General features: G+C 34.8%; 14 protein-coding genes. 7 read left to right on the top strand and 7 right to left on the bottom strand.

From position 1 onward, the window contains the following. Nucleotides 1-128 precede the first annotated feature (128 nt). The gene (locus DLJ74_RS16830) at nt 129-833 is read right to left on the bottom strand and encodes a DUF421 domain-containing protein (protein ID WP_054860290.1); all 705 of its coding nucleotides are present in this window, start codon (nt 831-833) and stop codon (nt 129-131) included. Between the two features lie 214 nt (nt 834-1,047). Continuing rightward, on the bottom strand, nt 1,048-2,166 hold the full coding sequence (locus DLJ74_RS16825) for an MGDG synthase family glycosyltransferase (RefSeq protein WP_109985323.1): 1,119 nt from the start codon (nt 2,164-2,166) through the stop codon (nt 1,048-1,050). 102 nt (nt 2,167-2,268) lie between these two features. On the opposite strand from DLJ74_RS16825, the gene DLJ74_RS16820 reads away from it, so the two are divergent. Then, complete coding sequence (locus DLJ74_RS16820; protein ID WP_109985322.1) at nt 2,269-3,120, top strand: metallophosphoesterase; 852 nt, start codon at nt 2,269-2,271, stop codon at nt 3,118-3,120. A 123-nt stretch (nt 3,121-3,243) separates the two neighbouring features. On the opposite strand, the gene DLJ74_RS16815 is transcribed toward DLJ74_RS16820, so the two are convergent. Beyond that, nucleotides 3,244-3,816 carry a YkoP family protein gene (locus DLJ74_RS16815; protein ID WP_342767754.1) on the bottom strand — a complete coding sequence of 191 codons (573 nt, stop codon included), beginning with the start codon at nt 3,814-3,816 and terminating at the stop codon, nt 3,244-3,246. 198 nt (nt 3,817-4,014) lie between these two features. On the opposite strand from DLJ74_RS16815, the gene DLJ74_RS16810 reads away from it, so the two are divergent. The 6 genes from DLJ74_RS16810 (at nt 4,015) to DLJ74_RS16785 (ending at nt 7,621) form a co-directional block, all read left to right on the top strand. Next, a complete protein-coding gene (locus DLJ74_RS16810; protein WP_054860289.1) occupies nt 4,015-4,221 on the top strand; it encodes a DUF1657 domain-containing protein in 207 nt (68 codons plus the stop codon). Nucleotides 4,222-4,334: 113 nt separating this feature from the next. Continuing rightward, entirely contained in the window at nt 4,335-4,814 is a 480-nt protein-coding gene (gene spoVAC, locus DLJ74_RS16805; protein ID WP_109985321.1) for a stage V sporulation protein AC, read from the top strand. Nucleotide 4,815: 1 nt separating this feature from the next. Beyond that, nucleotides 4,816-5,820, top strand: coding sequence for a stage V sporulation protein AD (spoVAD, locus tag DLJ74_RS16800; RefSeq protein ID WP_109985320.1), 1,005 nt, complete (start codon nt 4,816-4,818; stop codon nt 5,818-5,820). A gap of 26 nt (nt 5,821-5,846) precedes the next feature. After that, on the top strand, nt 5,847-6,053 hold the full coding sequence (locus tag DLJ74_RS16795) for a DUF1657 domain-containing protein (protein ID WP_109985319.1): 207 nt from the start codon (nt 5,847-5,849) through the stop codon (nt 6,051-6,053). 17 nt (nt 6,054-6,070) lie between these two features. Next, nucleotides 6,071-6,931 (top strand): DUF421 domain-containing protein, encoded by an 861-nt coding sequence (locus DLJ74_RS16790; RefSeq protein ID WP_109985318.1) that lies wholly within the window; start codon nt 6,071-6,073, stop codon nt 6,929-6,931. Nucleotides 6,932-7,135: 204 nt separating this feature from the next. Continuing rightward, nucleotides 7,136-7,621: a spore coat protein gene (locus DLJ74_RS16785; protein WP_109985317.1), complete on the top strand. Its 486-nt coding sequence runs from the start codon at nt 7,136-7,138 to the stop codon at nt 7,619-7,621. A 558-nt stretch (nt 7,622-8,179) separates the two neighbouring features. Here the strand turns inward: DLJ74_RS16785 and DLJ74_RS16780 are convergent. From DLJ74_RS16780 to DLJ74_RS16765, 4 genes are all read right to left on the bottom strand, one after another. Further along, nucleotides 8,180-8,380, bottom strand: coding sequence for an aspartyl-phosphate phosphatase Spo0E family protein (locus tag DLJ74_RS16780; protein WP_054860285.1), 201 nt, complete (start codon nt 8,378-8,380; stop codon nt 8,180-8,182). A 423-nt stretch (nt 8,381-8,803) separates the two neighbouring features. Further along, nucleotides 8,804-10,585 carry an L-fucose isomerase gene (locus DLJ74_RS16775; RefSeq protein ID WP_109985316.1) on the bottom strand — a complete coding sequence of 594 codons (1,782 nt, stop codon included), beginning with the start codon at nt 10,583-10,585 and terminating at the stop codon, nt 8,804-8,806. 65 nt (nt 10,586-10,650) lie between these two features. Then, nucleotides 10,651-11,526, bottom strand: coding sequence for a ribokinase (gene rbsK, locus DLJ74_RS16770; RefSeq protein ID WP_109985315.1), 876 nt, complete (start codon nt 11,524-11,526; stop codon nt 10,651-10,653). 29 nt (nt 11,527-11,555) lie between these two features. After that, nucleotides 11,556-12,506, bottom strand: a complete 951-nt coding sequence (locus DLJ74_RS16765; RefSeq protein WP_109985314.1) for a phosphoglycerate dehydrogenase — start codon at nt 12,504-12,506, stop codon at nt 11,556-11,558. Between the last annotated feature and the right edge of the window lie 10 nt (nt 12,507-12,516).

Raw genomic sequence — 12,516 nt, 5'->3', positions numbered from 1 at the left:
GGATATTGTTTCAATTGTATTATGTTATCTACCATTGGGAAAAAACTGAATAATTATCACAGCTATTGCCTTCTGGCTTTAATTATATAAAGTACCATATTGTATATTGATAAGAAAAAAGAATGAATTTAATCATACAAAAATATTTGAAGATTCTCATTATTATCAATCGTAGCCAATAATATATCGTTCAACTCTACATTATATATTTCCTTTATTTTCATTAACAACCATTGTTCATCTTTTCCAAGCTTTTTTAATTCATGGTAATCTATCATTTGTTCTTTAATAATGACTTTAGTGAAACGAAATGGTTCCATGGCTGTAGTTAAATTAGACTGAGTAATTGGCTGGTATTGAGGATATAAGAATACAGATATAAATCCTCCAGGCTCCCATAATGCAAGTGCAACCTTTTGAATATCTTCTGCTTTTTCCCTTCGTAGTTCGGATAAAAGAAAATCAATCGATATTTTAGCCTTATTTAAATTATAATAATTAATTTTCCCATATTCTACTAGTGGTAGTGGAGAAGGTTCAAATACCTTTCTAATCCCTTGCCACTTCAAGCTCAGTAAAACGCCAGTAAGGTACAAAATTACGAGCACACTTATAGTAATAGTAGACCCTTTTAACCCTAGCTGTTCATCAGACAAAGGGTGTGCAATAATGTTTCCTATTAGCAATGCGATGACAAAATCCAAAAATCTTAGCTGTGAAATTGATCTCTGTCCCATTATCTTAGCTACGAATAATAAAAATAAGAAACTGACAATTGCTCTTAGAGCCCATTCCAAAGCAGTAAGCGATTCCTGACCACCTAAAAAATCCATAAAAACCACTTCCTAGTATATTAAAATGTGATAAAATCTCCCCATTCTATTCTTACCTTTTAAAAATTAGATATGTTATCAATATTTGTATCTTCATAGACAACATAGCCAACCATAAACATCCCTTATGCTTAAACAACAATTTACCAACTCCCCCTTCTACAGGACTTTAGGATATTTATAAAGGGGTAACTTCCATCAAGCCTACAGATAGTCAGCGTGGTAGGATTTGACATACAAGCTCTGATATTGTTTTATCCATTAGTTGATGGTGGTAGTTCTCTATATTTGATTTCATTTTTTCAAGATGTTCTTTACTTTTAAAAAAAGTGAGTAGCTGACTCTCCATATGGTCCCAGCTGTTTAGATAGAAAACCACTCCTAGCTTTTGTAATTGGTGAAGATTGATAACCTCTTGTCCCGGAAGTGCATGATAAATAAAAATAGGCTTTCTTTTCCTTAAGCCTTCACTTATTGTCACTCCACCAGGTTTTGTTAAAATACCGTCTATCGAATCATAAAGTTCATTCATTTCCTTTCTACATGAAATATAGGTTAAGGGAATAAAGAATGGATTATTTAAGCTTTTCAGCCTTTGATACAGCCGGTTATTTTTCCCACATAAGACGAAATATTTTATTTTACCAGTAGTTTCTATGCTTTTTAATAAATCCTCCAACGCCCCTACCCCTAAATTTCCACCAGTCACTAAAATGGATAAAAATGGGGAATGATGTTTCATAGCTGGATTGGTATTTGGCCTGATCTCATGATGAACAGGTATCCCTGTATACCAAATACGTTGTGCTTGAATTCCTTTTTTTATTAACAATTCCTTCATATAAGGAGTAGAAACTAAATGAAAATCGATATACGTTGTCCCCCAAAAGCTGTGTATAAAAAAATCAGTATAAACATTAATCACAGGGGTTTTGATCGTATTTTTTTCTTTCAAGGCATTTAGCATATAAGAAGGCAGTGCATGGGTACAAATTATACAATCTGGTTGCATCTCTTCTACTAATTGTTTCATTCGAGCTAGAAAGAGTAGTTCATACATCCTAAATTTTTTGTTTTGTTCTATATTTCGATAAACACTTTGTTGATATACCCAATTGTATAGATTAGGAAATAAATGGATCCATTTAAGATAGAAAGCTGACACAAAAGATTCCATTTTTCCATAACTATATGACAGTATTTCTGCTTTTTCACATTCCATTCGTGCTTCATTTGATTGAATATCCTGAATTAATGAATCGGCAACTTGTTGGTGACCTGAAGGAATTTTTAAAAATGGGAGAACTAATATCTTTTTTGAATGGATTTTCATGATGCACCTCTTTATAAATCAAAATCTATGTTGGTAGCTTATCCATTTATTACCTTACAAATAAAGGAATTTATTCTGTATAATTAGTACTAGAGGAGTGATATCCATATGTTAATATTTGTTTGTTTATTTATTGTAATTACCTTTTTTATTTTCAAAGCTTATAAAAACACACAAAATATTGTTGTTAAAAAAATTAAAATAGATAACAAAAATCAAAGTACATTTACTTCGAGCTTAAATATTTTACACCTTTCCGATTTGCATCTAGAGAATATTTCTATATCTGCTGATAGATTGTATGAAGAGCTAAAAAATGAAAGCATTGATTTAATTGCCCTTACAGGAGATTTTCTTGATCGAAAACGGACAATTCCAAAGCTTGTCCCCTATTTGAATGCTTTAAATCGATTAAACCCTAAGTATGGTATTTATGCTGTTTTAGGTAATCATGATTATGTTTTAAAAGGAGAAAGCCTACAATATTTGATAGATACACTTAAGAAATATAATTGTAACGTGATGCAAAACAGAAATGAGACGATTTATATTGACAATCAAGCATTAAACATTATTGGAATCGATGATTTCAGTACAAAACGTAGTGATTTAGAAATTTCTTATAAAGATATCCAAAATGGAATGAACTTAGTATTAACACACGACCCTAATATTGTACTTGAAATGAAAAAGTACCACTTTGATTATTTGTTAGCTGGCCATTTCCATGGTGGTCAAATTTGTTACCCAAAAGCATACCATCTTGCGAAAATGGGGAAGCTTGCTAGAATGAATATTATCAAAGGACTTCAATCACAGGATGGACGTCCTTACTATATAAGCGAGGGATTAGGCCAAACCGGGGTAAACATTAGGATTGGAAGTCTACCAGAAATCACGATTCATCAACTATCCATGGCAAAGAGAAATACGAGTTTACTTTCGGCTATTTAGGGGTATCCTGTTATGGCTCAATAGGCTTATTATTCATTAGATGAGTAAGAATATACATTCCTTCCAGAATTGTATGAAGCAATAGAACTTCTGAGTAGCAGCAGGAGTTCTTTCTTTTTTATATTACTTGTTGTGTATATATTTGTTTAGCAAGGTTTCCTTCGACATGAATAGATAACATGGCGAATGCTTCTTTAAATGATGTATGGAAAGTGAACGAACGGAAAGCCAATATATAGGGAGTAAAGCAGAATATTTAAAGGATTTATACAATAAACTGCTAATTTCTACAGAGTCAAAGCCTAATTTAGAGCTTCCTCGATTCAACATAGTGATACCTATAACGCCTTTTATCTCACTGAAATTAGAATGGTTTTTTACATATTCAGCAAGTTGAGGTAACGATTTTTCCACACTTTGATGAATGACCATAGCCTTTCTAACATCACTTTTTATATTTCTTACATTTTTTATTAATAGAGCATTATGTAGATGGATTTTAACTAATATATCATTTCTTTGTATGATAGTACCGTCCGATAGCATTGATTCTTTTCCTTTATATCGTGTTAAACGCACCCGAAAAATATTACGGTCGTCCCCTTTTTTATTATCTATATAGCGGAGACGAGTAAACATAAAGTAAATCGGATCTATCATTGACCATAATGTAATTACATATAACTTAATCTTCAATTTTCTTTTCCTCTCTTAAATAATTCCATTACTATTTTGCCAAATCGACTTGCGATTATTCCGGGAAAATTTTCAACCACTCTAAAAGCCATCCAGTTTTTGTTATGGTGTGAATTGGAATAAACAGTTATTTATATATATGGAAGAATTGCAAAAAATAGATTTTGTAATAAAAATGTAAAAAAGGAGTGAACAATAGTGACAGTTATAAATGATGTAAAAACGACCTTAGCAGGTTTAAAAACGGCACAAGCAAGTTTTGAAACCTTCGCACTCAGCACGGACAATCAACAAGCTAAACAACTATACGAGCAATCAGCGCAAGACACACAATCTATAATAAATAACTTGGAAAGTCGTGTTCATGAAATGGAACAAGAGGAACCGCAATACAAGCAACAGTAATGATTAAAGGAAAAGTTTTGCTAATTAGAGCTAACTTTTCCTTCTTCATCCAGCTTAGATGAAGATAAAAAATAAAACACTCTAAAAGAAAAAACATAAAAGTAGGTGTGTTCATGTCCAATAATCAAAAAAAGAACTTGACCCCTGTTCAACAAGAATATCAACAATTTCAAAGTGAACGTGAAGTAAAAAGGCCTATCCTTAAGAATTGTATAAAAGCTTTCTTAGTCGGCGGATTTATTTGCTTGATTGGTCAGTGCATCCAAACTTTTTTCATGTATTATTTCGATTTTACGGAACAAACAGCTGGTAATCCAACTGTAGCCGTATTGATCTTTATTACGATGTTTTTAACAGGATTTGGTGTCTACGATAGATTTGCTCAATTCGCAGGCGCAGGGACGGCTGTACCCGTTACAGGATTCGGAAATGCTGTTATATCGGCAGCAATTGAACATCGCACGGAAGGATTTGTTCTCGGAGTAGGTGGAAACATGTTTAAGCTTGCAGGGTCTGTTATTTTATTTGGGGTATTTTCTGCTTTTGTAATCACCCTAATAAAAACAATTTTGATTCAGTGGGGTGGCCTATAAAATGCGCACATGGATTTTCGACAACAACCCCGTAATCGTCTCAACAGGTACAGTTGGTGGTCCATTTGAGGCGAAAGGAAAAATAGCCGAAGATTATGATTTGTTACATGAGGATCTCTGGTTAAAGGAAGATTCGTATGAGAAGGCTCATAAGGTCCTATTGGAAGAAGCATCCTTACGAGCGACAGAAAAAGCGGGTATTACTAAAGAAAAAGTCGAGTATTTCCTTGCAGGTGATTTAATTAACCAGATTACACCAACAAGTTTCTCAGCGAAAACGATTGGTGCAGCTTACTTAGGTTTATTTGGTGCCTGTTCTACATCAATGGAAGGACTAGCATTAGCCTCTTTCATTGTAAATCATGGTGGTGCCAACTGTATATTGACCGGCTCATCTAGCCACAACGCAGCAGTTGAAAAACAATTTCGTTATCCAACGGAATATGGAGCACAAAAACCACCAACATCCCAATGGACGGTTACAGGTGCAGGTGTATCGTTAGTCATGAATAAAGGAGAAGGTCCTGTTGTTACTTCTGCGACAATTGGAAAAGTAATTGATATGGGATTAACCGATCCGTTCAATATGGGAGGCGCAATGGCCCCTGCAGCTGTCGATACCATCGAAACGCACATGAAAGAACGAAATATTGATCCTTCTTACTATGACTTAATCGTGACAGGGGATCTTGGACATATTGGGAGGGAATGTGCACTTGATCTTTTCAAAAAACATCACACTCCTATAAAAGAAAAACAGTTTCAAGATTGTGGATTAATGATTTACCGGGAAGACCAGCCTGTATTAGCAGGAGCTAGTGGTGCAGGATGTTCAGCTGTAGTGGTTTATGGGCATTTGTTGAATCGAATGAAAAAAGGAGAAATAAAACGAATGCTTGTAGTCGCTACAGGTGCATTACTTTCCCCTTTGACTATTCAGCAAAACGAAACAATACCTTGCATTGCACACGCCGTTTCGATTGAACATCAAAATATGAAAAAATAACTCTTTAAACAAAGGAGTAACAATCAATGACAGTGAGTTCTAATGTAAAGCAATGTCTTGCCACATTAAAATCAATAGAATCCGGGCTTTCATCACTTGCGATTAACTCAAGTGATGAAGAGGCAAAACGCCTCTTTCATGAACAAATGCTTGTAATGGAAGAAATTAAACAAGACATCATGAAACGAATTGGTGAATTGGAGCGAGAGGAAGAGCAATATAAAGGATTTTAACCAAAGGAGGGATCTTGATGCCAGAATGGTTAGTTATAGTCGTCAGAGTCATTCTCTTTTTAGTCGCTTTATTTCTTTTGACTAGACTATTAGGTAAAAAGCAGTTATCGGAACTTAGCTTTTTCGAATATGTATCAGGAATTACGATTGGTAGTATAACTGCCGAGGTTATTATTAATACAGACAATAAAGTCTGGCATGGCATTATAGGGATATGTGTTCTTTCTTTACTAATCTATCTCGTAGAATTTATTTCCGTTCACAGCAAAAAATTCCGTGATTTTGTAGAAGGATCTGGAACGGTAATCATTAAAGACGGAAAAATACTTGAAGAAAACTTAAAAAAAGAAAAATATACGACAGATGAGCTGTTACAATTACTACGAGGTAAAGATATATTTGATCTGTCAGAGGTAGAATATGCTGTTCTTGAAGCAAAGGGGTCGTTAAGTGTTCTCCCTAAAAAAGATTTTCGTCCCGTTACACGCAAGGATATCGGTCTAGACAGTGTGAATGAAAAAGAAACGCAATCGGTCATCATGGACGGAGAAATTTTAGATGAAGCTCTAACAGCCATCGGAAAAAATCGTAGGTGGTTACAAACAGAGTTAGCTAAGAAGAATGTTATGCTCGAAAATGTATTTCTGGGACAAGTAAATTCTTATGGAGCCCTAACTGTCGATTTATTTGATGATAAAATACAGGTTCCAGAAGATCAAGAGAGACCACTTATACTTGCTCATTTAAAGAAATGTCAAGCCGACTTAGAGCTCTTTGCCTTGGCAACTGATTCTAAGAAAGCCAAAAGTCTTTATATAAATAATGTTAAAAAGTTGGAAAATTCGATACAAAAATTAACTCCATTTCTTAAAAATTGATTTTTGGACAGCAAGGGATCCAAATAACTACGTTTTGATCTCATTCAAAAAATAACCGAACTATTAATCAACTGTTGATTTTTAACAATAGCTTTACTAAGCTTTTTAAAAAGTCCTTAATTACAATTCATCGTTTATAGGGTAAGCACCTATTTCTTCTCCTGTTCATACGCTAGACTGAATAAACTAAAAAGGAGAAAGAAAATGAATCATACTCATCATCAAACACTTGCCTGGCATGAAACACTTGAGCTTCATGAGCTGGTTGCATTTCAATCCATCGGTTTAATGAAACTAAAAAATGGATTAAACAATATCCAGGACCATAATCTGTATAATATCTATTTACAGACCATTCAAGAACTTGAAGTGAACTTAAAGGAGTTACTCCAATTTTATCCTTTTGCGCCTCACCCAGGGCCATCAAGTGAATACCGTGTAACAGACAGCTTCTTAGCAGGAGATTTATTAGCCTTCGCAAAAACATCAGTTAGGAACTATGGGATTGCAATCACTGAAACATCGACCCCTGCATTGAGGGCGGTGTTTAAGAAGCAACTAAATCTAGCGATTAATTGTCATGAGCGAATTTATAATTATATGTACAATAACGGTTTATATCCTTCTTATGACTTAAATAAACTTCTGAATCATGATATGATGCTTGCAAAAAGGGCTTTGACTATGTAGTAATTCAGTCATATCGATTTATAATCCAAAAAATGAAGTCTATTCTTAGAAGCTGTACAATTAGCCAAGAAATTAATGTTGCTGAGTACGGTGTTTGGTTTCCAGATAAGCTGATCCGTCAACCAAACCTATAACGAACTTGTTCGACTTTACACAGAAGTCCAACTGCAGAACATAATTGGGTAAACCCCACTAATCCTATTCGAGGAAAAATGGTCTTACTGATTGACTTATCATTGAAGCATTTCTAACCCATCCTGATTTTGGATGGGTTAGTGACCAAGACATTATAGATGGAAATTCTAATTATAAAGGAAGTATAGAACCAAGTAATTGAAGCAATAATTCCAACAAAGATGAATCAATAGGTAAATTAGGTAGATTTTCCATTTTAAACCCTCCTTTCTTAAGGAAATTGTACAATGTACATTGAGAAGCCGATATAAGATTACTCAATAATTTAAAATTATCTTAGTATAGATTTAAGTAAAAACCTACTTGCCATAAAGACATGTGGGTATAAGATTTAAGCATGCTTAATGATACAACCTTAGAGAATCATCGAAGCTTTTGAATATACTTTTGGCAATCCAAAGTAGGATACCCCTTATATTGAAAATCACTAATTAAACGATCTAATTCTTTGGAAGCTTTGATAACATTAGGAGAATCTATCCCTTCTACACTAGCAATATCGTACATTTCCTTTCTTTTTAATTCCATACTGTGCAAAAGTAGAGATACATCACATTTATTCATCTGACCCCTCCATACGGAAAAATAACGCATCTTCTAAATAGAAACAGGACTAATAGAAGCTATTAACATAAACAGGGAGTTTACTTATATATACATAATAATCCGAAATATCCCAAGACATTATAAGTTTCATCACTATTTTATAATGGAGTAAAGAAATATCATAAATCCCTTTTATAAACTAAAACACCTTTCGAAACTCCCCTATTTCTAACGATTCATACATTATCGTTTTAACGACATTATAGAGTTGCATCTTAATTTCAAATATATGATTATTGGACTGATGATACAGTTTCTCCTTTCATGTTCAAATCTATAGAATTTAGAACCATTTTCGAGCAAAACATATACATGATTAACGCCCCACCTATCCCTAGCTGAGACGTTAATGTTATATATATTATAGATGTCCCTTATTTTTTATCCATATAATGGTCCAAAGTTACTACATGCCTGATAGTCTGCAAATTCTAAATTTGCTGTGCCAAAGGCATTCCATGCAGATGGGCGGAATATGTTATCACTACTAACATTGTGCATATTTACGGGTATTCTTAACATAGACGCGAGTGTAATTAAGTCCGCCCCTATATGTCCATAACTAATTGATGCATGATTGGATCCCCAATGATTCATCACATTGTACACATCTTTAAAAACACCTTTTCCAGTTAAGTTTGGAACAAACCATGTTGTTGGCCATGTAGGGTCTGTCCTATCATCTAATGTTTTACTAATTTCATTCGGCAAGCAGACGGTGTATCCTTCTGCAATTTGTAATACAGGTCCTAATCCATCCACTAGGTTTACCCGAAACATGGTGACAGGCATTTCAACATCTGTATAAAATTGTGAAGAAAACCCTCCTCCACGGAAATATTCTGTATTGGCAGGATACCATGTAATATCAGCAAGTGTATTAGATATTTCCTTCTCTGTTATTTCCCAATAAGATTTAATAGCTGGATCTTTTCCACTGTACATTTCACCTGCAAAATCGATCGCAGCAGATCCGGAATTTTTCAGATGGATAATTCCTTTTTTTGCTAAACCCTGCAATTGATATCCATCACAAACACGCTGAACAGCTTCTGGGCTCCAATAACTTCTAACATCTGCAAATAACTGAGGAGTGTTGGTTAACAAATGACCAAACATCATCGAGACAGCATTTAAATTATCATTCTCTGTTGCAAACACTATCGGTGGCCTTAATCCATTCCAATCGAAAGAAGAATTTAAGATAGCCTCCATGAAATCGCCATTTGGGAAATGATCCGTCCATTGTCTTTGTCCCTGAAATCCAGCAATCAGTGCATGATGTCCTTCCGCTTCTTCCTCATATCCCATTTCCTTTAATAGAGGATTTCCCCTCATTAAATCTCTAGCAATCAAAGTCATCTTAATAACAAAATTCCAGTCACTCTGTTTTTGTTCTTCTGATCTTTGATTTTTAGGGTTATTTTTATCTTCACCTTGGGCGCAATTCTCTGCAACCCATTTTCTCGCTTTTTCAAATTCATTCTTATCATAAATTCCTTGTTCAATTCTTCTTATGAATTCAGTCATATCAATAAATTCATTTCTCATCCCTAAATATTTTTGAAAAAAATCTGTTTGGACATGAGATCCTAATATTCCCATTGATACTGTTCCCATTGCAAGATAGGACTTATCTTTCATCATACCTACTGCCAATCCAGCCCTTGCAAAAAGCAATAACTTCTTTTGTACATCTACAGGGATCGAATGATCATCAACATCTTGTACTTCTTCCCCATATATACCAAATGCTGGTATTCCGAGTTGATTATGTGCTGCTAAAGCTGCAGCTAAATAAACACTGCCTGGTCTTTCAGTACCATTAAATCCCCAAATCGCTTTTGGCCGTGTCGGATCCATATCAATCGTTTCAGACCCATAAGCCCAAGATGGTGTTACACTGATCGTTAAAGTTACGTTATTTTTCTTAAACTTTTCCTCACACTTATTCGCCTCTGCCACACCACCTATTGTCGTATCTGCTATCACACACTCTACAGTCTCTCCGTCTGGATAGTGAATATGCTCTTTTAAAAAGTCGACTAGCGAATGAGCCATCTTCATTGTTTTTGCTTCTAACGATTCCCTAATCCCTCTTCTTCTCCCATCGAGTATCGGCCTAATCCCGATTTTTGGTTTCCATTCGTAAATATTATTCACCTAAATACTCCTCTCAAGCTTGTATATCGTTTCTATGCATATACTCCATAAAAGCTCATTTGTTGTTAATGAATAAATTGAAATAACTCTTCTTTGATCGGCATACCGTTTTGGGCACCTTTTTTCAATGTGGAAAGTGCAGCTGCAGCGTTGGCAAAATGACAAGCCTCAACCAATGGATGCTGTTTTGCAATAAAATAGGCAAAAGCACCGTTAAAAGTATCACCAGCACCTGTTGTATCAACTGGTTGTATTTGATATGCTGGAATGCGAACTTTCTCACCATTTTCAACTACATATACCCCATCCTTACCTGCTGTTACAATCAACTTGTTTTCCAATCCGGCTACATGTTGTACTTTAATCGATTTTTCTTCAATTGAGTTTGGTGTTAAATAAGTAACCTTTTCTAATAGATTACTAGAAAGATCTGCTGCTGGAGCAGGGTTTAAGATAAAAGGAATGTCATACCCTTTACATATTGTGGCTGTTTTCTCTACAGCTGCCATCGGAATCTCCAATTGTGAAACTACCAGATCACTCTCTTTCAATAGGTGCTTATGTTGTTCAACATAAGCACCATTCACGCTATGATTAGCCCCTGGTATAAAAATAATGCTATTGTCTCCATCAGCTAGTGTAATAAATGCAACACCAGTAGCCATGGATGGTTCCACTTTAATTCCCTTTACATCTATCTTTTCATTCCTGAGATATTCTATTAATATTTTCCCATATTCATCATCACCAATTTTTCCAATAAAATTTACTTTTGCACCTAGACGCGCCATTGCAATTGCCTGATTGGCACCTTTTCCACCTGAAAAATGATGATAGGAACTACCCTTAATGGTTTCCCCTTTATCAGGACGACGTTCCAATTCAATGGAAATATCCATATTAATACTTCCAAGGACCGTTATAACAGGCTCTCTATTCATAGTTCTCAACCTTCCGTGTCTTGATAAAATTAATTCAATAAATTTTCCGGTTGTGCCCCATTCTTCACATCAATAATCGCTTTTGCCGTCAATAAACTTACATTATGATACACCTCAAATGTCTCTGCAGCTGTATGTGGTGTGGTTATTACATTATCTAGCTCAAATAGTGGATTCTCCTTATTCGTAGGCTCTTCCTCATATACATCAATAGCAGCTGCGGTCAAGCTACCCGATTTTAACGCTCGATATAATGCTTTCTCATCTACTAAAGACCCTCTTGATGTGTTAACAAAATAAGAACCTTGTTTCATTTTGGTAAATTTATTATCATCCATAAAATGGTGCGTTTCTTCTAATAATGGTAAATGCATGCTGACTATATCACATTTTTCAAGTATCTCTTCATATGGAACGATTTGAACATTTAATTCTCTGGCAATTTGTTCATTTGGATATTTGTCATATGCATAGATATCCACATCAAAGCCTTGTAATTTTCTTGCTACACTTTGAGCGATATTACCAAATCCTAATAAACCAACACTTCTGTTTTGGAGCTCATTTCCTACGAACCGTTCCCAATTACCTTTTCTCGTAGACTCATGTAGATTTGGCGTATTTCGTAATGCATTTAAAATAAAATTAATCGTAAGCTCTGCTACAGCATTTGAATTTAACCTTGGTGCATTAGTTACTCTAATTCCATGCTCTTTTGCTTTATCGAGATCAATATTATCTACTCCTACACCAAATCTTGAAATAATCTTTAGTTTTGGTGCAATGGCAAACACAGCTTCATTCCATGTATCTACTCCTGCTACAACAGCTTCTATATCTGTTACAATTTCCTTTAATTCATCGAATGTCATCGGGCGATCATGGGGATTTTCCATTACTTCGAATCCATTATTCTCAAGTAATTGCTTTGCTTCTTCGCATAATATTGAGTAATTTGTTGCTGTCACTAGTACTTTCATTCTCTTATCC

This window comes from Gracilibacillus dipsosauri, assembly GCF_003176895.1.
GTDB lineage: Bacteria > Bacillota > Bacilli > Bacillales > Amphibacillaceae > Gracilibacillus > Gracilibacillus dipsosauri.
The sequence above is the reverse complement of the archived record's forward strand: the minus strand, read 5'-3'. Positions and strand labels throughout refer to the sequence as shown.

What these genes read in the sequence shown, in the direction of transcription:
- DLJ74_RS16825 (WP_109985323.1), bottom strand. Translation starts at nt 2,166, where the DNA reads ATGAAAATCCATTCAAAAAAGATATTAGTTCTCCCATTTTTAAAAATT.
- DLJ74_RS16830 (WP_054860290.1), bottom strand. Translation starts at nt 833, where the DNA reads ATGGATTTTTTAGGTGGTCAGGAATCGCTTACTGCTTTGGAATGGGCT.
- rbsK (WP_109985315.1), bottom strand. Translation starts at nt 11,526, where the DNA reads ATGAATAGAGAGCCTGTTATAACGGTCCTTGGAAGTATTAATATGGAT.
- spoVAC (WP_109985321.1), top strand. Translation starts at nt 4,335, where the DNA reads ATGTCCAATAATCAAAAAAAGAACTTGACCCCTGTTCAACAAGAATAT.
- DLJ74_RS16765 (WP_109985314.1), bottom strand. Translation starts at nt 12,506, where the DNA reads ATGAAAGTACTAGTGACAGCAACAAATTACTCAATATTATGCGAAGAA.
- DLJ74_RS16785 (WP_109985317.1), top strand. Translation starts at nt 7,136, where the DNA reads ATGAATCATACTCATCATCAAACACTTGCCTGGCATGAAACACTTGAG.
- spoVAD (WP_109985320.1), top strand. Translation starts at nt 4,816, where the DNA reads ATGCGCACATGGATTTTCGACAACAACCCCGTAATCGTCTCAACAGGT.
- DLJ74_RS16780 (WP_054860285.1), bottom strand. Translation starts at nt 8,380, where the DNA reads ATGAATAAATGTGATGTATCTCTACTTTTGCACAGTATGGAATTAAAA.
- DLJ74_RS16790 (WP_109985318.1), top strand. Translation starts at nt 6,071, where the DNA reads ATGCCAGAATGGTTAGTTATAGTCGTCAGAGTCATTCTCTTTTTAGTC.
- DLJ74_RS16795 (WP_109985319.1), top strand. Translation starts at nt 5,847, where the DNA reads ATGACAGTGAGTTCTAATGTAAAGCAATGTCTTGCCACATTAAAATCA.